Raw genomic sequence first — 21,899 nt, forward strand, 5'->3', positions numbered from 1 at the left:
AGTGATTTTGTTGTTCAAAAAATCTTTAGAGATTGTTGAAAAGACTATTCAATATTTAGTGTCCTATAAAGTGTGGCCAGATTAATATTATTAGTGTTTTTTTGTGGGTAAATGCTTTCCAATATATCCAATGTAGATTTTCGCATCTTTTTCTAAGAAATATATTCTATTTGCGTTAGATAAACTTTTTATGTGATTATCAAAATATACTTTTTCTTCATTAATTGTAAATTTTCTACAACCTGATAACTTAGGACAATCTTTTACTGTTTGACTTTCCCCACTATGACTATAATCTATTAGATTTTTCTTTCCTAATTCAATATTTCTTAATATTCCTATTGCTTGATTAAAAATCACAGAGTCTAATGATTTTAATTGTTTTTCAACTTCTTTGCACAATTCTATTTTATTTGGAAAAAACTCATTTCTTTTTTCCCAAATATTATCTTTAGTAATGGATAATCTAAATTCATCTTCAATTTCGGCAAAAAAAGTAGAATGAATCTCTAAATGTTCAACTTTAGAAGAATGCTTAACATTTATTTTTGTTTTTTCTATAGTTTCTTCTTTAATAGTTTCTTTCTCTAACTCTACTGTTGGAGTATCCCATTCTTCTGAACTATTAAAACTAATTGATAAGGTATCCCATACATCAGAACAAGCTAATCCACCTAAAGTGTCATTTGATCTATAAAAATATTGTTTTTCAAGAATCTTATTTTCTTCTTTCTCTACATCAGTAATAAGCGGTGTCTCAATTTTAATTACTTCATTAGCTAAAAACTCCCGTAATCTATCTTTAAAATTCACACTATTAATTGTTCCAAAATATTCATAGAGTGTCTTATCTTTCAAAATAGGATAATTCTTAAAATCCTCACTCATCCTAACTCTAGACAAACCTTTTTCATTTAGGTGAGCAAGTAATTTAAAAAAATTGTTACAGGAGCTTTCTATATCACTCACATCGTCAAAAGGAATAGATAATTCATTAAAAGTTGAAAAATCTACCATATCAGTTCATCTAATTTTTTTCTATATTCATCAAAAAAGCCATCCGGCCAAGTTTCATTTATATTCCCATTATTATCTATACTCAAAGGGTATATTTCAGAGCACATTTTTTCATCTTTTTTTTCAAAGTAATATATTTTTACATCATCTGATTTTAAAATATCTTTTTTAGTAGCTACTCTAAGTCCATTCAAAAAATGCTCACTATGACTTTCTATAATTATTTGTACTCCATTTGTAGAAGCCAAAGAGCATAATTCAGCAATTTTAGATTGTCCTGCAGGATGTAGATGAGATTCAGGATTCTCTATGATTAATAAATCATTTCTTGATGATTTTAATATAGATACTATTATTGGTAAAACATAAGTTATACCAAAGCCTACATTCATAGGAGTATATTCATTAGTAACATCAGCACCAAATGTATATTTATAAGATAAACCTGCTTTTTGTATATCAGGATACTTTTTAGCTAAAACTTCAATTCCATTACTTATTTCACTTAACCATAAAGAAACATTTTCTAATAAAAAATCTGTCTTTGCATTTTTATGTTTTAAATCTACTATGGATAACTTTTTATGTCTATTTTCATCTAAGTAATGTGCAGTATATTCACCTTTTAGACCTATTAGATTCTTCCTTACTATTTGTTCAGATAATGAATATGTTGTATTAGGTTGTATTCTATCTGTATTTACATATTGAAAATCTTCAGCAAATAAGTTTATAATTGATTCAATTGGAATTTTTGCATCAGTTTCTAAATTTACTATTAAATCTTTATTTTTACAAGATATTTTATACTTACCTAAATCTTCAATAAATAATTCTATTTCAATATCTTCATCATAAGTTGTTTGATTGAAGACATCTTTTCTCTCTCCTAATAGTAAATACTCTCCATTTAAATTTATTGGTTTATCTTGTTCTTTTTTTAAAATATCTTTTATATGTTCCTCAAGCTCCTTACTTTCATTGTTGCCTAATGTCTTTTCTAACATCATATTAGTTGTCTTTTTTTGTAAAGAATCTTGATTCTGCTTTAATAATAAAAGTGCTTGAATAAAAGTTGATTTACCACTACTATTAACTCCTGTAATAAGAGTTAAACTACCTAACTCAATAAAAACATCTTTTAATATCTTTAAATTTTTTATATTTACACTTTTAATTTTTTTCATTAATAACCTCTGAAATTAACTTATCCATTTCAATAAATCTATTTTCTACTGATGTTCTATCACTTGTCCCTTCTGTAATTGCTTTATAAAAAACACCTTTTTCATCAAGAAGCATTTCTTTTAATTTATCTAAGAAAATTGATTTATTTTTTAAAAGTTTTTCTTTTTCCTTAAGATTACTAAAACAGATTGTTATTACGTCAAATAAAGACCTATTTAAAGTTTTAGTTAATTTTTCACTAGCAATAGCTCTACTAAACCTATGATTTTCCCCTAGAATTTGTACTGTAAAAACTAAAGTTTCAAGTAAATCTATTTTTAGTTCTTGTAACTCTTCTTTATCTTCAATTGAATCAAGTTTTTCCATCGCATCATCAAGAAATGCACCCATTTTAGTTGAACTAAAGTCTTTATAGCTTGTTAACTTAAAAGCAATAAATCTTAATGCAAGTTCTCTATCAAGCATTCTTTTAGGGCTAACACCTACAATATTAATAAACTTATCATTCTCACATATTTCTTTTAAAAAATCTACACTTGAACCTTTTTGATTTAAAGCTTGTCTTATCTCTTGTGCATTTAGGGTCATTCCACCTGTATTGATTCTATGAAATATTGAGTATCTAACTTCTTTAGGTGTTTGTGCTTCTATTTGGTAAGTTATTAATTCTGTATCATCAATTGTTCTTTTTAATGACCTATCAAGGTCATCATAACTTTTTCCATCTAAATGTGTAAGAAATTCTAAATTACTTAATTTTAATTTCTTATCAACAAAAAATCTTTTTATGGTAGACAACCTTTGTAATCCATCAACAATTAACCATTTATCAGGGTCACTAACATCAAAATAAAAAATTGGTAAAGGTAGTTTTAATAATATTGATTCTATTAATCTACTCATCTTTGTTTTATTCCATAAATCACTATTTCTCTGAAAATCAGGGCTTAAATCTATTTCACCAAAATTTAATCTATTTATTATTGAAGGTAAAAGAACTATTGAATTAGTTACTTTAATATCTTTTGGAGAAAAAGGTCTAGTTATATAATCATTTTGTTCAAATTCTTCTTTTTCATCAAATTTAATATCTTCTAGCATTTATGTCCTTTTATTTAATAGCATTTTATCTAACTTTATCTATAAATCTCCCTTTGTACTCCAAAATACTCATCTCTTATATTAAATTTTCCAAATGAATTTTTCAACTTACTTCTATCAATACCACTTAGTTTTACAAGTATAGAAAGATTTATATCAGCTAACTCTTTCAAACCATCTTTTTGGTATCTATTTAAGATAAATTCAATAAACTTTTTGGCTTTATCATTATGGTATTTTCAACGAACTTAAAGTTCTCTACAGCGATAACTCTTTCACCTCTTGTTTTAATATCAAGGTCAAATAAAATATGAGCTATGACATCATAAATATCAGAGTTTTCAGCTTCAATGATGATTTTTAAATCTTCAAGTTGAGCTTCATATATATTCTCTTCTTGCCATTTTCTAATCCCTTTAATTAAATTATGGAGGTCATTCTATTTACATTGGAATGACCCCCTATTATATAGACAAATACTTTCAGATCACAAGGATTAAAGCAATGAAATACAATCCGGATATGCACGACAATAAAAGATATGGTTTTCTGTTTGAAACTTGTGATCTGTCAATACTGAATAAGACACAAAAATGAGTTATAAAACTAGTTCAACAACCTATAATATTGTGTGCAATTTTTTACTATACATTCTAACTTTAATGTACTATAATAATATTTTTTTAATAACTATTGTAGGAGATAAATTGGAAAGTTTCTTCTTTAAAGATGATAAAATGCCATATATAGAATCACGTTATGATAAAGTAAGTGATGTTTGTTATGTTAAGCATTCCCATAATACTATTTCAATAGGAGCAAATGAAGATGGCCCTACTGAGCTTACTTGTAAAGATAGCATTTGTAGATTAGAGAAAGGTGCTTTATTACTAATCAATCCTTTTGAAGTTCATTGTTGTAATCCAATTGAGAAACAAGCAAGAACATATCATATGATGTTTTTAGATCCTAAGTGGTGTCTAGAAATTCAAAAATACATCTTTAATGATGAAATTAAAGAGTTTATACCTTTTAAAAAAACAATATTAGCTTCACCAGAACTTTACTCTGAATATATAGAGTTAAATAAATATTTATTTTCTAATTCTTTTTATCTTGAGAAGGAAGGCAAACTTATACTCTTTTTATCTAAACTATTTGATAAAGTATGTTCTTATGAAGAAAATTATTTAGATGAAAATAACAAAAAGGTAGAAAAGATAAAAGCCTTTATAGACAAAAACGTGTATGAAAATATAACTTTATCAGAAATCTCTAACGAAGTTAATATTAATCAATATAGAATTATTAGGCTATTTAACAAAACAGTATATTTAACGCCACATGCATATTTAATAAATGCAAAAATAAATAAAGCAAAAGATTTAATAAAAGAAGAACTTCCCTTAAATGAAGTCTGTTTCTCATTAGGCTTCTTTGATCAATCTCACTTTACAAAATGTTTTAAAAAGATTGTTGCAGTTACTCCCAAGCAGTACCAAGATAGAATTTTACATAGACTCCAACTACCAATTGAAGAATAAAGGATTATAATGAACAACACGAAAGAAAGATTACATAAAGTATTTTTTTATGGTTTATATATGGATGAAGAGATATTAAAAAGCAAAGGTGTTGAACCAAGAGAGAAAATATTAGCTTGTGCAAAAGGATATAAACTAAGAGTAGGAAAAATGGCTACTCTTTTAAGGGATGAGAACTCAAATGCTTATGGAATAGTTTACTCTTTAACATATGAAGAAATTGATAAGCTATATAAAGATTCTGGTTTAACTAATTATGTAGCAGAAGCTGTTATGGTTAAAACTGAAGATAAAGAACAAGTTGCAACTCTATGCTGTATTTTATTAAATCCTCCAGCAGAAAATGAAAGTAATTATACGTATTTTGAATCACTTGTTAAGTGCATGGATAAATATAATTTACCAATACCAGAATGATATAAATACCTCTTAATAATACATTTGTTGTATTTAATTAACTTTAATATATTGTTTATCTAGTATCTTGGACGAAAACCAAGTAAAAAAACATAAGTTCATCAAACTGTACTTTTTGGTACAAATTAAAATAAGTAAGTTTAATAGTCCCAAAAGTCTAGTACTATTAAACTTTAACACAAAATTCTAGATAGTCTCTTTTAAATATTTAGTTAACTCCTTTCCTTATTTGTGTTATCTTTAAGCGCGTCAGCTAATACTGTCATTTGATCAATAAGCTCAATATTTGCTTCTTTACTTGATTGTGCATACTGTGCATCTTGTGAAATACCTCTTTCGATATTTGATACAACTGGGTTGTCAATTGTTGTATTTCCATTACTAAATAATGCATTTGCAGTTGGTGATGAAATATTACTAGATGCAATTGTTCCTGCTAAATCAGTTCCTCCTGCCCAACTTTGTGCATTTTGATTAAATGATTGTGCGTAAGATGCATCAGAAGTAATTGCTTGAAAACCACTAACTCCCATATTCGCAACTCCACCAACAAACCCAGTTACATTATCAGCGATACCTCCTGCTGTAATTCCAAAAGCTTGAGCTGTATTTCCTTGAGAAAATGCATTTGTAACTTGCATCCTTGCACTTTCACCTATTATTGCATCACCAATTTGATTACCTGTTGCTTGAAAAATACCATGACTACTAACATCATTTTTAAACTGATTCCAAGTTGAACCTACTTCTTGACCAATAGCTGTCATTGTTGCTCCAAAATCGCCATTATTCATAGCTAATTGATGACCAATTGCTGCTGCAAATCCATATAAACCACCTTTACCCATTAGTGAATTTCTTCCACCGCTATTGCCATCAATGTTATTTTTTGTTATACTTTCATGATTAGTATAATTTCTTAAGGAGTCATCATGGTCATTATTGAAGGACTTATCATCTTGGGTATCGCTTGTGTTACTGCCTTTTTGATTGGAGCTGTCTACAGTTTTATTAGATACAGGGTTTTTAAATAAATTTGCACCTTTTTTTAATCCTTTTCCAATAGGATTTCCAGTAGCAGCATTTATTGCCATTGCAGCAAGTGTTTCTGGTCCATATTCTCCTAAGACTGTTGCAGCTTCAGGTATTGCACTTGCCATTACTTCTTTATTATAACTTGTACTATCTATAAATTTTCCAAAAGCTTCAAGTGCTTCAGGGTTCTGTTCACTTGCAGGTAAACCTTTTTTAATTTGCATATCATTATTGAAGGAATTTAGCTTATTGTAGGCATCAGTTAATTGATTAAGTTGTTGAACTGATTTTACTTCAGAACCATAAGTTTTTGAATCTAATGCATTTTTAGTAGATGAAGTATCTACTTTTGTAGATGCATCTGTTGAAGCTACCCTTACATCATGTTCTCCAAGAGCAAGTCCTACAGTTTTATCTCCAATTGCAAGTCCATGCATCCCACTTAAATGTCCTGCTTGTTTTCCTGAAATCCAAGATGCTAATTCTGCTCCACTTTTTAAATCACCTTTACTATTGTACATATCTGCTAAATCAGACTTATTAAATAAGTTATTACCATTTGCATCTTTTGTATCTAGTAATTGGTTATAAAGGCTTTGTGCATTTTCACTTGTTAATTTATTTGCAAAACCTATTTCTTTACCAAATTGTGTTGCACTAGATACACCTGCAATAGAAGCCATTGCTTCAGCTAAAGACTTAGCTCCTTTTGCAACACCTTTACCCATTGCTTCTTCTAACATTTGAGCTTTTTGTTCAATTGAACCTTTATCAGTCCCTGCTTTAATTTCTGCACCAGTTTCATCCAATGCTACTGCATTTCTTAATCCACCTTTTCCAGAAATTGTTGCTTGAGTACTTCTAGCTTTACTTTCTGCCATGTATTCAGCATTTTCTGCAGTTTTATCAAAAGCATCTTTTCCAAGATTTAAATAACCTTTAGATCCACCAACTCTTCCTGCTAATTTACTATTACTTTCAGCACTTGCCATTTCATCATATGATAACCCATTTAAAGTACCCTCTAAGTCTTTACCAAATTTACTTGATAAAGCACTAGAATTAGCTACTTGATCTTTGTTTTGAGCAATTGTTCCAGTTTTTGATGCATCAAAAAGAGAATCACCACCAATTTGTTTTAAAGAACTTGCTAAACCAGACATTTTACCTGCCTCTAAATTACCTGTTGCTATACCACTATCAATTGCTTCAGTGGTGGAAACCCTTGAACCTACAGTTGCAGTTCCTACTGCTGCAGATGCACTTTTATTCGCAACACCTGACATATAATCAGATTCAAATGATGAATTTCCTTGTGAAGCACTTGCAAAACCATAGCCTCCACCTATAGTTTCTAGCCCTCTTTTTATTTCATTGGCATATGCAACTTCATCTACTCCAATTGGTGACTTAAATCCATTTTGATCAAGAAATCTTCTTGCATCAGTTTTAGCTTTTTGGTCTACTTCATCATATGCATTTTTACTTGACATATCTTGTGCTGCATTTAACATATCATTTTTAAATCTACTACCAATTGTATTCATGATACCTTGCATTGCAGCAGTTTCACCCTTTAAAATAATACCTGTTCCAAGGAAATATGAAGATATTAATAGAATTCCAGATATAGCTGCCATTTCACTTGCATTAGCATTAAAAGCAGGAATAGAATTCATTGCCATTAAGTTATTACCAAGTTCAAAGATAAGGTTTGTTGCACTTTTTTCCATATAATAAAGTGCAATTGAATTAGCAACTGTACTTGAAAGATATCCTAAATGAATAGCAATAATACCCATTGAATAATTGATAAGCATTTTTTTAGAATTTTCAAAACCCATTCCCATTGCAACTGGTATTACAAATAAAAATAGAGCATAAGAAAAAATCAACATATAATGAATTACTAAAGGAGCCATTTTATTAGTCCAAGCCCAAGAACCTAAACCATCAGTTTGCATTTGGTAACTACTCTTATTAACTGAGTAATCAATTAAATCTCCACTTATTCCTGGAAGGTCATATTTATAATCAGTAATTGTTTCTTCTAGTGTCTGCGATAGTGCATAGTTAAGCATACTAATTTTAAGGTTTTCAGAGTATGTTCCTAAAGTAGAAGTGATATCTCCAACTCTAATACCTGCTTCATATAAACCTTTTGCAATTTCTTCTTTATGAGCTTCATAATCTATATCACTATTAATTTCACTAAATTTCTTCTCTATCAAACTTTCAATTGAAGCTCTTTTATCAACAATGTAATTGTATAAATCGTTACATTTTTGTATAGTAACTGTTCCATCACTAAAAGTAGTATTTGTATATGCAGAACTTGGTATACCTAAAGTAATTGGGTTAATATGATCAACAATATCTTGACTTGGTTTTATGAAATAATCAAGCCCTACATCTGGAATATGTGATGTTGACATTGCACATTCTTTTGTATAAATTTTAAATGCATTTTTAAAAAAAGATAGTGGATAATTAGCACTTTCTTGATTAATGAAATTTGAAACTTTCATGAAGTTACTAATCATTTCAGGCTGTTTACCTAGACCAACTTTTGTAGCACTATTTTCAGTATTACTAAAAGCAACTTCAGTTATTTCAGCAACAGGTACTAGAACAGTAGATACACTACTTGCTAGAAAAGTAAGTGCAAAAGGAAGATTATCTATTTTTGTATAGGTTTTATTTTGTCCTTGTTGCCTTACATCTATAATATGAGCAGTTGTGGTAGGATACAATGCAGCAGAAAATAATCCAATCATAAGTATTATTGAATAAACACCAGTTTTAGGGTCCGCTTTTGAAAAGGCTAGTCCTGATCTTATAGTAGCAACCATAAGAGCCATTGCAATTGCAAATTCAATATAATTTGACTGTATAAGTGCAGCAATTGAGTTAAATACAAAGAAATAACTATCTGCATCACCTAACACATATATAGAAAATTCATCCATTAATTTACTTCTTATTTATCTTTTTCAATTTCAGCAATTGCGTCATAAAAAATTGAATCAATTATATTAATAGTTTCTCCTGAGTTTTCAGGTGCTCCATTAGACTCTACCAGATAATTAATCGAAGACAATAGTAGATAAGCTGCTTTAATAGTTGATATAGGATCTCTCTTTATCACATTAAGAGTTTTGCTTCTTTCAGACATTAGTTATCCCCTTTTTTTCAAATGCTTCTTTTTCCATTTTTGCGTTATTTAAAACAGCAAATAAAAAGATTATAAGAGATACAGAAACAACTGCATACCCCTCTTCTACTCTAGAGTTATAAATCAAATATGCTCCGAACATAACTCCTATATTGAAATTAATTAAATTAATTAAAAAATTACCTATTTTAATTCCCCATTTTGATATTTTCTTATTCATTTCTTTCCTTTTTTCATATTATTATGTGTACGATTACAATTAATTGCCACTTATTATTTTTAAAAGTTTTTCTCTTTTTTCAAACATGTATTCCCATACAATATGAGCTTGCTCAGTACTCAAATCTTTATTAATCGACTCATTGTGAAGATAACCTATTTTTTTAAGCCTGATAACTGTATTTTTTGAAAAATTTTCAAATGGATAAGGTAGAGTGAATCTTATCTCTATACCTTGTAATTCTTTTTTGAAATTTCTGAAATTATCAGAGAGATTCTTTTTTTCTTTATTTTTTTTTTTATTTATTTTATTAATTGTTGAACGGTCGTTTAACGGTCGTTGACTTGAGTCACTTTCACTCAAGTTTATTTGTTGACTTAAATTATCATCACTTAAGTTCATTTCTAATTGTTTGAGTTGTTCTTGCTGTTTTTGTTTTTTCTTAGCTGCACTTAGTTTTCCTGCCATACTTCTTTGCTGAACTTGCCTATAATATGGTTCAAGCCAATCATTGAGTTGACTAGAAAAAAATAAACTACCATCTTCATTTTCTACTATCTGAAACAAGCCATATGTGTTAATGACCGTATTGATAACTGGTACACTCACTTTCATCTCATCAGCGAGCAAATCAATATCACTGAGTGGATATTGATGTCCTTCCGTTTCTGCGAGTGTTTCAAGCAGGTATACAGCTATCCCATATCCCTGAACGTTGAAATCTTTTATTAGCCTTTTTATATTTTTTCCATTCCTGAAATTAGTCGGGAATAGAAAATTAGGGACTGTTTTACTCATCACTTTTCTTTCATTTAACTTTGATATTTGTATTTTGAATAATCGATAAGCAGTTAATATATTAATATTAGATATGATGCAGTCGATTAAAACCTTTAGTTGGTATTTAATTATCTCTCTCTTTATGTCTCGCAAAGTCTTAAAAGAGGGAGTTTATTAACTTACTTTTTCTAATTTATTTTTTTGTTTTTCTAATTTTTGATGTACATACTCTTCTCCTTTTTCAATATATTCCTGTATTTCACTTAGTTTCCAAAACGCTGTACCTCCGTACTTATACACCTGAGGAAATTTTAAATCTTTCATCTTCGAGTATATTGATGCAGTTGAAATAGGTACAATTTTTTGTACATCTTTTCTTCTTAATAATCTCTCTTCCATTCAATTCCTTTAGACTATATGAGAACAATTAATAATTTTAATTGTCTATATGAGGATATTAGCCTTACAAAACTTATCATATACTTAAATTAGACAATATGGGAATAAAATGTTATAATTTTATATTTATTAGACTATTTAAGGAAAATAAATGGATAGAAAACTTATTTCAAATTTATTAGGTATTAGTGAAAAAAGTTATTACAGATGGAAAGAAACTAGAGTAATATTCAAGCTACTTGAAAAATACTTTTCAGAAAATGAAATTAAAGAATTTTTAGAAACTGGTAAAATTAGAAAACTTGAAGTAATTAAAGGTTTTAATGTAGATGAATTAGAAAGTTTACTATTCAAAAATAATAATCAAGAAGAACAATTAATTGATTTTGTAACTCATAATATTGACTTAAGCAAGATAACAACATTTTTAGAAAATTTCTATAGAGTTGAAATTAAGGATTTTTTATATTTCTTTCAAAAAATTAATGAAGAAAAACCAGAACTAGAATTAGAAAATGCAAAAAAATTTGTTCTCGATAAAATACAAAACGATTTTTACAACCCTACAATATTTGGAATATTTAAAGCACCAACAAAACATCAACAAAAATCACTTTACCAACTTATTGAAAATAAATATTCAAACATTGAAGTTTATGTTCTTGTTAAAAAAAATATTAACTTAAAATAGTACTTATTTAATTTTCATTATATGGAATCAAACTAATATTTGTTTTTATTACGGTAATCTTTACGGTACCATATTTAAAATATAAATTTGAAAAGCCTATTTTAGGCTTTTTAGAATAACTTTTAGTGTAGGACATCTCCACCATTACAAAAGTCCCAATTAATAAGACCTTATTTTGGGCTTTCTATCATTTTTATCGTTTAATTTTCTAAAAGTATCACACCAAAGTATCACATAATTAAATTTTAACTAAAATATTAACTTATTAAAGATTAAAAAATTGGTTTAAAATGTTTAAAAGAAAAAAACTTATTGAAGAAATAAAAAAAAAGTTAGCTTATATCTCTATTGTAATTGAATATTCAAATAAAATTAATTTATATGATTTAAACATCTATAGTGAACATTTTTTCTGTGGTTTATTAAATCTAATTTATTCTTACAATTTAGAAGATTTAAATATTAAGCAAAAAAATTTCCCAGCTATAGATTTAGGAGACTATAAAAATAAAATATGTTTTCAAATAACTAGTACAAACTCAAAAAAGAAAATATGTACCACTATTGAAAAATTTGAAAAAGAAAGCTTGTATAATAATTTTGATAAGTTATTTATTCTAATTTTAAAAAAGAAACTAAGTAACTATGGAACATTTAAAGAGCTCACTTATTTTTCGAAAGAACAAATAATAGATTTTTCAGACTTAAACACAAGAATTAATAAGATTAAAGATACACATCACATAAATAAAATTTATCAATATATTGAAAAAAATATTTTAAAATTTGAAAATATAGATAACCCTAAAAGCTTACTTAATGAACTTTATTCACATTTAAATAATATAAATTTAAAAGTTCTTGATATAAAAAAATCTGCTTTTTTACAATACGAAATCACGAATGAAAAAATAAATAATATCTTAAAAAAAATAAAATTAGGAAAAGAAAATTTAAATACCGATGATTTACAGTTATTGATTAAAGCATCTCAATTCTTAAACACAATTGATAATGATACTATGAATGTTCTATCTAATTATATTATATTAAAAGAAGATACTAAATACAAACTTTTTACTACTTACTTAATTAACAATTTAGATATGCTAGAAGTAAAAAGTCTATTTTTTGATAGTTATGATTTTGAAAGGATTCAAAGACTATTTGAAGATATACAAAAGATTATTAACTTTGAAAAAAACTATGCTGTATCTATTGGTTATGGAAATATTAAAACAGTCAATTCACAATCCATTATAGTTTCTGTTTCTTCAAACGATACAGTTGATAATAAACTAGTAATACTTAATAGCGATATGGACTATATAATTCAAGATGAAATTTGTTTAGGTGGTATAAGTGAACAAGTTTATAATATAAAAACTTTCTTTAATAATAGATATATATTATCTCAAAGCAAATATCATTTATATTTGTGGGATACTAATATCTCATGTAATGTAATGTCTATATTAATTAATCCTAACAATATTCCAATTATAGACTACCAATTAATAAATCATAATGAAACTATTCAAGTCATAACATTGAACGAAAATAAAGAAGTAACTATTTGGAAACTCATTAACTATATACCGTTTATATATAAAACCCTAATTTTAAAAGAAAATGCTAATATACTCATTAGAGATACAGAAAATCGATTACTACAGTATTCACGATATTCAAAATCAATCTACCAATATGATATAAAAAAAGAAACACTTCTTCCTATTTTTAAATTACCTGATAACTATGATACAGTTTTAGACTTAACTATCCATCCTCTCAAAAATTTTATAGCTTTTAGTCATAGTGAAAAAAAAAGATTTGAGTTTGAAGAAATTATTCAATTTGATATTGATAGAAAAATTGAATTTTTTAGAGAAAAATTTAAAAATCATTTTTTAATTAACTGTGAATATAAATATATTAATAATAATCTACAATTACTTGTATATGATAGAGATGGAGCAGGTTCAAATTACTCTGCATTATTAAGGGCATGGATTCAAAAAAAAGATTATGAGTTTCTTTATTGCGATTCAAATGATTTCGATAAAGAAGATAATGAATTTTATCTGAGTTTAAATTTTTTTAATCATTCTTTATATTTAATAAAGTCCTCTATATCTGATAGAATTTACAAAAGAAAAAACAATAAGGAATCTTTATTCTATAAAGTAAATAAAAACTATTACATTAAAGAAATATATACTAAATAACTTATCTGATACTTTTTATAAAATAAGATAAAAGCACATGGAAAATGGCAAAGCCATTTCCCTAATGTGCAAACTATTTGTTTATAAACTCTCTAAAATATTCAATCATAGAGTTTTGAACACTTTCAGATAAATAAGGTGTTTGAAGTAATACTTTCTCACTTGTTAGTCCATCCTTATATATCATTCTTCCCTTGTTGAAATCTTGAACTCTTGTTCTCGTAATTTCCTCTATTTCTTCTTGTAAACCTATTGCATTATTGATATTAAACTGGCTTGTGGATTTTAATAAGTAAGAAGCTTGGAGGTTTGTTAATAAGTTAGTAGAAATACTTGAACTATCGATTTTTTGAGAAAACACCCATACTAAAACTCTTGCTGCCCTACCTTTTTGTCCTAGTGAGATTAAATTATTTTGTATTCTTTCTTTAGTCTCTTTTAATTTCTTATCATTTATTGTTGATATACTTCCTATCTCATCAATTAAACATATCCTAAATTTACCATTGTAAGTTAAATGATTTTTTTCTTTCATTTCATCAAATCTTTTATCCATCTCATTTTTAAGATTTTCAAGTAAGGTATCGACTTCTTCAATTTTATCGGTAAAAGTTGTATTATTAAGTTTATACCTACTAAGTTCTACTCCTTTTAAATCAATAAAATCTAAGTGTTCTATATATTTTAAATTATGTAATAGTGAATAAATTAGCATATTTAAAAAGTTAGATTTCCCCGCCCCTGATTCACCGCAACAAATAGAGGAAGTCATATTTTCAAAAGGCAAGTAATAAGCTCCTTTTTTTGAGTGACCTAAATACAGATTTTTATCTTTTAAATAATCAATGCTCCAATCAAATTTTATAGGTAGCTTATATAACCTTATTGCTATCTCTTTTTTATTAAAAGCTTTTATTTCAAGTTCTATTTCTTTATTGTCTTCATAGCCTAAAAGATGGACTATTTGATGTTTTGCATTAAGATAAGCTTCTTTATCTATTGCAAGTCTATTTTTAAAATATATCGTTTGAGTTTTTTTATCGTATTTAATGAATTTATCTAAATAAATTTTTGATTCTTTTTGCTCATTGTTTACTCTATTGTAAAGCTTCAAAGCATAGGGAAGTTGGATATATCTTTTATATCTCATAAAATGAATCAATCTCTCAATAAGCACTATTGACATACATACTAAAACTAAGTATTGATACTTTTCTAGTAGTTCTATGGCTGCTCCATTTTCAATAAAATAAATTACTGAAAATAGACCCAAAAGTAAAACAGCCCAACATCTTGCTAAATCATAAATAAACAATCTAATAAGATGTAACATATCATTTCATCTCTTTTAAATATTTAATGTCAGATACTTGTGAGTAATACATATTTCCATTAACAGAACTGATACTAACAGGAATTGAAACTATCATATCTTTTTGAAGTTTTTGAATATCTACTTCTTGTGTAATTTTTACCTTTAAAATTTCCATTCCTCTTGATTCACTTTCCATTAAAAACTGTACATATACTGTTACCTTATCTTCATATTCTTTTTCAAGAACTGTCATAATTTTTCCGTTGATTGTGATACTTGTCATATCTAAATCCTCCTATCATAATTAATTTGTTTTACATATCTTTCCTTTCTGAAAATCTCTGTACCCATATACTTTATTTGAAACTCTCTAATCTTATAAGTATTACCATCTTTAATGGTTTTTATTCTTACTTTTATTAATGAATTTCTTTTACCATATTTGATAACTTTTCTATCTTTACTACTAATAATAGTTTTTTCAATAGAGAAATTATCTTGAAAGTATAAATAGATTGGAATGCCTAACTTTTGGACTTCTTTATCTATTTTCTCTTTCACTGTATTAATATTATCATCAATTTTAAAATTAATCTTATTTTTTTCTATATTTGAAACGGAATTATAAATTTTTTTATAAACTAAGACATTTAAGGGTAGTTGAGAAGTTGTTAAAACTCTTATTTTATGAAACCTTTTAGCACCATCAAAAACTCTCATTTTAAATACATCTGAACCACTATTTAAATCTTTTGTAATATATTTAAGTAAGTACTTGGCTGCATTATTTAGATTCGCTTTAAAGCTTACTTCTTGAAAGTCTGTTCTATCTAAATTAAAATGCTCTACTACTCTTTTAAATGTTCCTCTTACATGGTCTAATTTATCAAAGGAAAAAAATAAAACAAGATGAATATGAGGAACCATTTGTTTTGAGAATTCTACGGACTTGATGTATTTTATATCTGTTAAGTTCTTCACTCTTTTATAAAAAGTTTGATATATTTTTTGAAGTTCTTTATACCCAGCACTTACAGCCTCTTTTAAGCTATCAAATGCAAACTCTTCATTCTCTGAAACATAAAGTCTTCCTTTCTTTGTCTTCACACTTTTAAAGGGATAATACTGTGAGGGCAATGTAAGGGTAATAAATGCACTTGCCATACTTTGACTTTCAAATTCTCTTTTGGCATGTTCTTGGATGCTTAATGCTCTTTGATAGACCACTTTGGAATACTCTTTATATTTTTGTTCAAAATCATATTTAATATTTACACATTCACCCGTTTTTGAGTTAATAAATTTATGAGAGTTTAAATAGCTTTTTTGCTTATGTTCTTTCTCTAGTGAATATTCATAATACAGTTGTATATTTTCTTGTAGTTCTTTGTATCTTTTTGATTGTTGTAGTTTTTTTGAGTAGTATCCGTTCATCTGTTTCTCCTTTATGAAGAAATAGACGATTGGGTTTTAAATCGGACTTTTTAAGTTAATTAAAAAATCCCATTATATTTTTAGATATTTCTTTATACTTTTCAACATATATTCATATCCAGAGTTTGGAGAGATAGAATGCCAATCACTTGCCTTGTATCTGCTATGTAATACATTACCTTCACAATCATAACTTACACTTTCTAACACTCTAACCGAATTATTTTGCAAATTAAACTCCTGTCTAACATTTACTGTACCTTCGTTCTTGTGAGCTATATTTTGATGGATTACCCATGATATTACTTTTTTATTTTTTTCATCATAAACAATACTTTTTTTATCTATTACAACATCAGAATCATCACTTGAATGAGTATATGAATACATATATCTTTGCTCTTTATCACTATTAAAATAAGGAGCATACTCTTTTTCTGTACATTCAATAGCTAACACTTGTAAAGCTAATAAACTTAGACCTAATATAATTCTTTTCATTTCTTTCCTTTTTATTTATTTACATTCCACACAATATCATCAAATTTTGGCTCTTTTACTAGTCTCACAACTAAATCAAACTTTGTATCTTGAAAGATTGTTAGAGGTACATTAACAGTATTTTGAGAATTTTGATTATCCATTAAAGTTTTTCTTGTCTCTAAAAAGTTTAAGCCTTTTGTAGGCATAGACATTTGAGGATTAAGAAAAGAAGCTAAAGCTTTTTCATCTGTAAGAGGAAAACCATCAAAATTGCTTATAGCCTTTGGAGATACAATTTGAAAGTAGTTATAACCTTTTTTTCTTGCTTCTTTTTTTATATTTTGCATAGTTGCTTTAACTAAAAAATATACATTATGAACCTTACCTTGTTCAGTATATGAAGCTTTATAAATAGTCTCACTATTAGCTACTTTTTTAAAGTTAAAAGATTTTTTAGACTTTGCAGTATTATTGCTTTGTGATGTTGCACAACCAGTAAAAATTAAACTTGCTAATATTGAAGTTGATATTAATATTTTTTTCATAGTTGTCCTTAAAATAATCTTGTAGATAATCGAGTGATTGCCCCACTACGGAAGTGATAATTCTCATCATTGGTTGTATTAAATACTAACTGGTATTCATCTTTATCTAATCCATCATCTGAAACTAAATATTTAATCACTCTTGTTACTCTTTTTTCATCTTCATAAAAGTCTAATACTTGAACATAAGTATCATCTCCCAAAAATGACCCTAATACACTGTTTAAAGCAATACTTCCTATTGTAGCTACTCCTAAGTTATTAAGTGACTGCACATCTTTAAAATAAACTGCATTACCTAATTGTTGATTTACTTCTACAAGTCTTTTAGATACTTCTTCGCTTGCTTTGAACTTCTTTTCATTTATTTCATTGTAGTTTTTATAGTAATCTTCTACATCACCCTCAAAAACAATCTTCGAAGTCATATCTTTTGTAATATGTACATTTTTTGTATTTGTAACAAACAATTGAAACTCATAGGTTTCAAAATCATTATCTGTTAAAACTTGTGGAATGTTTACTTCTGCAAACAGACTACTTCCTAATAGCATTGAACCTAAAATTAGTTTTTTCATTTTCTCCCTTTTATTTTATTTATCCTATAGGATAAAGACTTTTAGATTCTATCTTAATATAGTTTACACTTATTTTAATCCCATAGGATAAATTAATGGAAATTGAATTTAGTAATAGTACAAAAGAAGAAATCAATAATTTTTATCAAACTATTTCAAGTAAAGTAAAAAGGTATAGGTTAGAAAAAGGTTTGTCACAACAAGAGTTAGCTTTGGAAATTGGTATAAAATCCATAGCCTTTTATTCTAATTGTGAAAATAATAAAAATGATAAACATTTTAATTTAGAGCACTTATATAAGATTTCAAAAGCACTTAAAACCCCCATTGAAAGTTTTTTATACTAAGTCTATTTTATTTGTAATAGGTATCGAGTACTAACCCAACCTTGAATAATTGTCTCATACTCTGAGTCATATTTTTTAATTAAAGTCCAATTCTTCTGTTTCTTTACTATTTCAACTAAATCCCCATTTGAAAGATGAAAGATTATACTAGACTTTATTTTAGGCTTACTTCTGACATTTAAATAAGATTTTACAACAACAACTCTATATTTTGACAGGTTTGTTGGATTTAAAACCCGCTTTATTTCAGGTAATAGTATTTTATTAATTTGTGTCTTATTCAAAGTAAAACTATTTATAATTGGTTGAATCAAATAAGTAAAGATAATAGCACCTATTAAACTTAAAAGTAAGTTATAAACTATACTATTTGTTTGTTTCTGTATTACCTTTAATAGTTCTTCAAGTTTCTCATTCAATTCTTCAATTCTAAATTTATTATTAAGTGTTTCAACTCTTAAATCCTCAAGAATTTCAATTGAATTATTATAATTAACTAAAACATCACTATTTTCAGCTTTTGATATTCTTTCTATATCAACTTCTGAGATAGGAGTAATATTTTCAGCTATAAATTTTAATTTATTTTCCAACTGAGATAACGATTTATTTTCAAATAATTTTGATGTTCCAAGTCCTATATCAAATAGAGGCATAGTTGCTATTCTAAACTGCTCTGAGATTGTATTCATTTGGCTTAATGTTGAATTTTCAAATAACTTTGATGTTGCTATTCCAATATCAGTCAAGGGCATTGTTGCAATTTTAAACTGTTCTGAAATTGCATTCATTTGACTTAATGTTGAATTTTCAAATAACTTTGATGTTGCTATTCCAATATCAGTCAAGGGCATTGTTGCAATTTTAAACTGTTCTGAAATTGCATTCATTTGACTTAATGTTGAATTTTCAAATAACTTTGATGTTGCTATTCCAATATCAGTCAAGGGCATTGTTGCAATTTTAAACTGTTCTGAAATTGCATTCATTTGACTTAATGTTGAATTTTCAAATAACTTTGATGTTGCTATTCCAATATCAGTCAAGGGCATTGTTGCAATTTTAAACTGTTCTGAAATTGCATTCATTTGACTTAATGTTGAATTTTCAAATAACTTTGATGTTGCTATTCCAATATCAGTCAAGGGCATTGTTGCAATTTTAAACTGTTCTGAGATTGTATTCATTTGGCTTAATGTTGAATTTTCAAATAACTTTGATGTCATATGCATTTGTTTTAATGCTGTATTTTCTAATACTGGTATTTTTATTTTTGCCATAGTATCCTCTTTAAAATAACCTTTCTATTTGTTCTGTAAACTTTTCAAGGTTCAACTCACCATACTCCACAGTCTCTAAAATTTCATACAAGAAATCAGGTTCAAAGTACTTATTCCCATATCGATTAAATAGCTCTGAATTGTTTCTTGTATGACCCATTAAAGACTCTCCTCTTTTATCTCGCAGTGTCTCGGGAACCATTTTAATCTTATTAGCAAATGAATGCCTTAATGAGTAGTAAGATTTTTTATCTAAGTCTTCTATCTCATTTGAAAACTTTTTGATTCTACTGTTAAATGTATCTTCACATCTTCTTACATTATTTTTAATTGCTTCTTTTAGCTTTTTTTCTTCTATCTCTTTATCAATAAATATAAACTCATGATTATTTGCTTTTCTATGCTCTACAAAATCTAAAAACTTCAAATCCTCTAAAAATATTTTAGTTAAGGGTAATTTTCTTTTTGAATATCTTGTTTTAGTTTTCTTTTGAGTAGCTAATGTCTTCTTTTTACTTGTGTCCTCTTTTGAAACCTCTAAATAATAAATTGTTTCATCATCTTTATTTGTAGTTGTTTTTAAATCTGTAACCATTAATTGACCTATCTCAGATGGTCTCATTCCTAAAAACAATGTAAAGAAGATACCATAGACTTTTAAAGGATTATTCTTCAATGTAAAGAAAAGTTTCTTATTTAGGTAATCAAACTCATTAAATATTATTTTTATATCATCATCAGATAAAGGAAACTTATCTAAACTTGCATCTTTATTAACTCTAAAACTTTCCATCACAAGTTTATTAAATGGATTTTTAAACTGATATTTTTCTGAACAAAAGCTTATGAAAAATTTTATCCTATCAAAGTAGTTATTAATAGTATCAGCACTTAGAGTCTCTAAGTCTTCATATTTTTCATCATAAATATCATTATCCCTTTCTTCTAAAACTTTCTTCACAAAATCAACTTGTTCAAGAATTGGAAGCTCTCTTGTTAGCTTGCCTTTTTTTCTGTTCTTTGGAAGATGAATAACGATGTCTTCTAAGTATTCTAAATCTTGTAAAGTAATCTCATCAATTCTTTTATGAGGAAATGTTTCGTTTATAACAATATAAGAGCCTATATAACTTTTAATACTCTTATCACTAATCCCTCTTCTTACAGATAAATATTGAGATATTTTTGAAATCAATATATCAAATTCAGGTACCTCTTTATTTTCTTTTTCAACATCATTAAAATTATTGTCTTCTTTAATGTTAAGTGTTTTTGGTTCTTCAATAATTACGGGAGTATTTGATGGATATAACTTCTCTTGTTGGATAAGTACATTATTTGCAGAGTACTCATTGTATCTGCTTAAATCACTTGCTAAAAGTTCAATCTCATATTTGAACATTTTCCAATAGAACATCTTCTTCTTTTGTAGTTCTTTTAAGAGACTCGGTTCGATTCCACATCGTGGAATTATCTCTTCATCAACAATTTTTTTGACTTCATCAAAATCTCTTTTTTCATCTATAGCTTTAAAATCATTTAACTTGCTTATAATAGCTTTTTCTGTGCTACCCTCATAAGTGTTACCTCGAATTGAGATTGTGTTTGTTTCATGCCTTAAATCCTCTAAATCGTCATACTCTTCTATTGCTCTTGATAAATACTGAAATGTTATCTCTTCAATCTCTTCTTTTGTCATTATCTTACCTAACTCTAAATATCTACAAATTTTATAATTGATTAAACTCGCCAAAGTTTTGGCACTATTGTAGCATTTAGTATTTAATGTCTTTCTAATAAATAAAGTTTTTTGTTTTGTGGGGTCATAAATCTTTTTATGAAAGTAGTAAGTGCCGTTTCGTCTATGCAAGAATTTTGCCATTTTATCTCCAAAAGTATCACACCTAAGTGGAACTTTTGAAGATTAAAACAACAATTTTTTAATGGTTTAGCCCATAAGTAGGGATTTTAAAGGATTTCATCGCACCCTCGATTACATCTCCACCAATATTAATAATTACACTTTCTTATTTATTCTAAAAAGTTCGATATAATCGAACTTTAATATTCTAAATCATTCTATCTCATTCTTTTAGTTTTTAATAATTTCTAAGATTTATTA

Annotated in this window: 21 protein-coding genes and 1 pseudogene; 5 read left to right on the forward strand and 17 right to left on the reverse strand. The window is 27.1% G+C overall.

Annotated features, from left to right (window positions below; translation table 11 throughout):
* Nucleotides 1-90: 90 nt before the first annotated feature.
* The 4 genes and pseudogenes from CRV02_RS12825 to CRV02_RS15145 form a co-directional block, all read right to left on the reverse strand.
* Nucleotides 91-1,017, reverse strand: coding sequence for a hypothetical protein (locus CRV02_RS12825; RefSeq protein WP_129090656.1), 927 nt, complete (start codon nt 1,015-1,017; stop codon nt 91-93).
* Nucleotides 1,011-2,204: a DUF3696 domain-containing protein gene (locus CRV02_RS12830; RefSeq protein WP_129090657.1), complete on the reverse strand. Its 1,194-nt coding sequence runs from the start codon at nt 2,202-2,204 to the stop codon at nt 1,011-1,013. The genes CRV02_RS12825 and CRV02_RS12830 overlap by 7 nt, the downstream gene beginning before the upstream one ends.
* Nucleotides 2,191-3,306 (reverse strand): DUF262 domain-containing protein, encoded by a 1,116-nt coding sequence (locus tag CRV02_RS12835; RefSeq protein WP_258239308.1) that lies wholly within the window; start codon nt 3,304-3,306, stop codon nt 2,191-2,193. Before CRV02_RS12835 ends, CRV02_RS12830 begins: the two co-directional genes overlap by 14 nt.
* A gap of 35 nt (nt 3,307-3,341) precedes the next feature.
* Nucleotides 3,342-3,697: pseudogene (locus tag CRV02_RS15145) on the reverse strand (type I restriction-modification enzyme R subunit C-terminal domain-containing protein); the annotation flags it as partial.
* A 316-nt stretch (nt 3,698-4,013) separates the two neighbouring features.
* Between CRV02_RS15145 and CRV02_RS12840 the strand changes: the two are divergent.
* Nucleotides 4,014-4,850 (forward strand): AraC family transcriptional regulator, encoded by an 837-nt coding sequence (locus tag CRV02_RS12840; protein WP_164969004.1) that lies wholly within the window; start codon nt 4,014-4,016, stop codon nt 4,848-4,850.
* Between the two features lie 9 nt (nt 4,851-4,859).
* A complete protein-coding gene (locus CRV02_RS12845; protein ID WP_129090659.1) occupies nt 4,860-5,267 on the forward strand; it encodes a gamma-glutamylcyclotransferase family protein in 408 nt (135 codons plus the stop codon).
* A 212-nt stretch (nt 5,268-5,479) separates the two neighbouring features.
* On the opposite strand, the gene CRV02_RS12850 is transcribed toward CRV02_RS12845, so the two are convergent.
* From CRV02_RS12850 to CRV02_RS12870, 5 genes are all read right to left on the reverse strand, one after another.
* Nucleotides 5,480-9,271: a conjugal transfer protein TraG N-terminal domain-containing protein gene (locus CRV02_RS12850; protein ID WP_129090660.1), complete on the reverse strand. Its 3,792-nt coding sequence runs from the start codon at nt 9,269-9,271 to the stop codon at nt 5,480-5,482.
* 11 nt (nt 9,272-9,282) lie between these two features.
* On the reverse strand, nt 9,283-9,477 hold the full coding sequence (locus tag CRV02_RS12855) for a hypothetical protein (protein WP_129090661.1): 195 nt from the start codon (nt 9,475-9,477) through the stop codon (nt 9,283-9,285).
* Nucleotides 9,470-9,697, reverse strand: coding sequence for a hypothetical protein (locus CRV02_RS12860; RefSeq protein ID WP_129090662.1), 228 nt, complete (start codon nt 9,695-9,697; stop codon nt 9,470-9,472). The genes CRV02_RS12855 and CRV02_RS12860 overlap by 8 nt, the downstream gene beginning before the upstream one ends.
* A 39-nt stretch (nt 9,698-9,736) precedes the next feature.
* A complete protein-coding gene (locus CRV02_RS12865) occupies nt 9,737-10,495 on the reverse strand; it encodes a Lin1244/Lin1753 domain-containing protein (protein ID WP_129090663.1) in 759 nt (252 codons plus the stop codon).
* Nucleotides 10,496-10,651: 156 nt separating this feature from the next.
* On the reverse strand, nt 10,652-10,876 hold the full coding sequence (locus CRV02_RS12870; RefSeq protein ID WP_129090664.1) for an AlpA family transcriptional regulator: 225 nt from the start codon (nt 10,874-10,876) through the stop codon (nt 10,652-10,654).
* 151 nt (nt 10,877-11,027) lie between these two features.
* Between CRV02_RS12870 and CRV02_RS12875 the strand changes: the two genes are divergently transcribed.
* Together CRV02_RS12875 and CRV02_RS12880 are read left to right on the forward strand one after the other, a co-directional pair.
* Entirely contained in the window at nt 11,028-11,567 is a 540-nt protein-coding gene (locus CRV02_RS12875; RefSeq protein ID WP_129090665.1) for a hypothetical protein, read from the forward strand.
* A gap of 290 nt (nt 11,568-11,857) precedes the next feature.
* A complete protein-coding gene (locus CRV02_RS12880; protein WP_129090666.1) occupies nt 11,858-13,795 on the forward strand; it encodes an SMEK domain-containing protein in 1,938 nt (645 codons plus the stop codon).
* A 73-nt stretch (nt 13,796-13,868) separates the two neighbouring features.
* On the opposite strand, the gene CRV02_RS12885 is transcribed toward CRV02_RS12880, so the two are convergent.
* From CRV02_RS12885 to CRV02_RS12910, 6 genes are all read right to left on the reverse strand, one after another.
* Nucleotides 13,869-15,128, reverse strand: coding sequence for an FtsK/SpoIIIE domain-containing protein (locus CRV02_RS12885; protein ID WP_129090667.1), 1,260 nt, complete (start codon nt 15,126-15,128; stop codon nt 13,869-13,871).
* A 1-nt stretch (nt 15,129) separates the two neighbouring features.
* A complete protein-coding gene (locus CRV02_RS12890) occupies nt 15,130-15,393 on the reverse strand; it encodes a hypothetical protein (RefSeq protein ID WP_129090668.1) in 264 nt (87 codons plus the stop codon).
* A gap of 2 nt (nt 15,394-15,395) precedes the next feature.
* Nucleotides 15,396-16,544 carry a hypothetical protein gene (locus CRV02_RS12895; RefSeq protein WP_129090669.1) on the reverse strand — a complete coding sequence of 383 codons (1,149 nt, stop codon included), beginning with the start codon at nt 16,542-16,544 and terminating at the stop codon, nt 15,396-15,398.
* A gap of 72 nt (nt 16,545-16,616) precedes the next feature.
* Nucleotides 16,617-17,045 carry a hypothetical protein gene (locus tag CRV02_RS12900; protein WP_129090670.1) on the reverse strand — a complete coding sequence of 143 codons (429 nt, stop codon included), beginning with the start codon at nt 17,043-17,045 and terminating at the stop codon, nt 16,617-16,619.
* 11 nt (nt 17,046-17,056) lie between these two features.
* On the reverse strand, nt 17,057-17,572 hold the full coding sequence (locus CRV02_RS12905; RefSeq protein ID WP_129090671.1) for a hypothetical protein: 516 nt from the start codon (nt 17,570-17,572) through the stop codon (nt 17,057-17,059).
* A gap of 8 nt (nt 17,573-17,580) precedes the next feature.
* Nucleotides 17,581-18,150 (reverse strand): hypothetical protein, encoded by a 570-nt coding sequence (locus CRV02_RS12910; protein ID WP_129090672.1) that lies wholly within the window; start codon nt 18,148-18,150, stop codon nt 17,581-17,583.
* A gap of 95 nt (nt 18,151-18,245) precedes the next feature.
* Here CRV02_RS12910 and CRV02_RS12915 point away from each other — a divergent pair, with 95 nt between their 5' ends.
* Complete coding sequence (locus CRV02_RS12915) at nt 18,246-18,497, forward strand: helix-turn-helix domain-containing protein (RefSeq protein ID WP_129090673.1); 252 nt, start codon at nt 18,246-18,248, stop codon at nt 18,495-18,497.
* Between the two features lie 2 nt (nt 18,498-18,499).
* Here CRV02_RS12915 and CRV02_RS12920 read toward each other — a convergent pair whose 3' ends face one another.
* A complete protein-coding gene (locus CRV02_RS12920) occupies nt 18,500-19,777 on the reverse strand; it encodes an SH3 domain-containing protein (RefSeq protein ID WP_129090674.1) in 1,278 nt (425 codons plus the stop codon).
* 10 nt (nt 19,778-19,787) lie between these two features.
* On the reverse strand, nt 19,788-21,659 hold the full coding sequence (locus tag CRV02_RS12925) for a tyrosine-type recombinase/integrase (protein WP_129090675.1): 1,872 nt from the start codon (nt 21,657-21,659) through the stop codon (nt 19,788-19,790).
* Between the last annotated feature and the right edge of the window lie 240 nt (nt 21,660-21,899).

This window comes from Arcobacter sp. CECT 8989 (genome assembly GCF_004116715.1).
Lineage (GTDB): Bacteria > Campylobacterota > Campylobacteria > Campylobacterales > Arcobacteraceae > Halarcobacter.

Excerpts from the sequence above, each read along its gene's own strand:
- CRV02_RS12865 (WP_129090663.1), bottom strand. The coding sequence starts at position 10,495 with ATGAGTAAAACAGTCCCTAATTTTCTATTCCCGACTAATTTCAGGAAT.
- CRV02_RS12855 (WP_129090661.1), bottom strand. The coding sequence starts at position 9,477 with ATGTCTGAAAGAAGCAAAACTCTTAATGTGATAAAGAGAGATCCTATA.
- CRV02_RS12885 (WP_129090667.1), bottom strand. The coding sequence starts at position 15,128 with ATGTTACATCTTATTAGATTGTTTATTTATGATTTAGCAAGATGTTGG.
- CRV02_RS12860 (WP_129090662.1), bottom strand. The coding sequence starts at position 9,697 with ATGAATAAGAAAATATCAAAATGGGGAATTAAAATAGGTAATTTTTTA.
- CRV02_RS12915 (WP_129090673.1), top strand. The coding sequence starts at position 18,246 with ATGGAAATTGAATTTAGTAATAGTACAAAAGAAGAAATCAATAATTTT.
- CRV02_RS12825 (WP_129090656.1), bottom strand. The coding sequence starts at position 1,017 with ATGGTAGATTTTTCAACTTTTAATGAATTATCTATTCCTTTTGACGAT.
- CRV02_RS12925 (WP_129090675.1), bottom strand. The coding sequence starts at position 21,659 with ATGGCAAAATTCTTGCATAGACGAAACGGCACTTACTACTTTCATAAA.
- CRV02_RS12845 (WP_129090659.1), top strand. The coding sequence starts at position 4,860 with ATGAACAACACGAAAGAAAGATTACATAAAGTATTTTTTTATGGTTTA.
- CRV02_RS12835 (WP_258239308.1), bottom strand. The coding sequence starts at position 3,306 with ATGCTAGAAGATATTAAATTTGATGAAAAAGAAGAATTTGAACAAAAT.
- CRV02_RS12870 (WP_129090664.1), bottom strand. The coding sequence starts at position 10,876 with ATGGAAGAGAGATTATTAAGAAGAAAAGATGTACAAAAAATTGTACCT.
- CRV02_RS12880 (WP_129090666.1), top strand. The coding sequence starts at position 11,858 with ATGTTTAAAAGAAAAAAACTTATTGAAGAAATAAAAAAAAAGTTAGCT.
- CRV02_RS12895 (WP_129090669.1), bottom strand. The coding sequence starts at position 16,544 with ATGAACGGATACTACTCAAAAAAACTACAACAATCAAAAAGATACAAA.
- CRV02_RS12875 (WP_129090665.1), top strand. The coding sequence starts at position 11,028 with ATGGATAGAAAACTTATTTCAAATTTATTAGGTATTAGTGAAAAAAGT.
- CRV02_RS12905 (WP_129090671.1), bottom strand. The coding sequence starts at position 17,572 with ATGAAAAAAATATTAATATCAACTTCAATATTAGCAAGTTTAATTTTT.
- CRV02_RS12920 (WP_129090674.1), bottom strand. The coding sequence starts at position 19,777 with ATGGCAAAAATAAAAATACCAGTATTAGAAAATACAGCATTAAAACAA.
- CRV02_RS12890 (WP_129090668.1), bottom strand. The coding sequence starts at position 15,393 with ATGACAAGTATCACAATCAACGGAAAAATTATGACAGTTCTTGAAAAA.
- CRV02_RS12830 (WP_129090657.1), bottom strand. The coding sequence starts at position 2,204 with ATGAAAAAAATTAAAAGTGTAAATATAAAAAATTTAAAGATATTAAAA.
- CRV02_RS12910 (WP_129090672.1), bottom strand. The coding sequence starts at position 18,150 with ATGAAAAAACTAATTTTAGGTTCAATGCTATTAGGAAGTAGTCTGTTT.
- CRV02_RS12900 (WP_129090670.1), bottom strand. The coding sequence starts at position 17,045 with ATGAAAAGAATTATATTAGGTCTAAGTTTATTAGCTTTACAAGTGTTA.
- CRV02_RS12850 (WP_129090660.1), bottom strand. The coding sequence starts at position 9,271 with ATGGATGAATTTTCTATATATGTGTTAGGTGATGCAGATAGTTATTTC.